The sequence below is a fragment of the Campylobacter sp. 2018MI10 genome, from assembly GCF_018501175.1.
GTDB lineage: Bacteria > Campylobacterota > Campylobacteria > Campylobacterales > Campylobacteraceae > Campylobacter_E.
In genome coordinates this window covers 1-449 of sequence record NZ_JAHCZD010000091.1, presented here as the reverse complement: position 1 = coordinate 449, position 449 = coordinate 1, and the positions used below count along the sequence as shown (strand labels likewise).

1 protein-coding gene is annotated in these 449 nt (G+C 56.1%); it reads left to right on the top strand.

The features are described 5' to 3' along the window. Positions 1 to 8 precede the first annotated feature (8 nt). Positions 9 to 449: phosphoserine phosphatase SerB (gene serB / locus KJR01_RS09805; protein ID WP_350028291.1), on the top strand; the 441-nt coding region annotated here is incomplete at its 3' end.

Below are 449 nucleotides of genomic sequence, written 5' to 3'. Positions count from 1 at the left end.
GTGAGAATGTGGCTGAAGTGACGGAGAGCTCGATGCGCGGCGAGCTTGATTTTACTGCCAGCCTGCGCAGCCGCGCGGCGACGCTGAAAGGAGCGGATGCCGATATTTTGAGACAGGTGCGCGGGAATATGCCGCTAATGCCAGGATTAACGCAGTTGGTGCTAAAACTGGAAGCGCTCGGCTGGAAAATCGCTATCGCCTCCGGCGGCTTCACTTTCTTCGCCGACTATCTGCGTGACCAGCTACGTCTGACGGCGGCAGTCGCCAATGAACTGGAGATCATGGACGGTAAATTTACCGGTCACGTTATCGGCGATATTGTGGATGCTGAGTATAAAGCCAATACCTTGCTTCGTCTGGCGCAAGAGCATGATATCCCGCTGGCGCAGACGGTGGCGATTGGCGACGGCGCTAACGATCTGCCAATGATCAAAGCGGCAGGGTTAGGT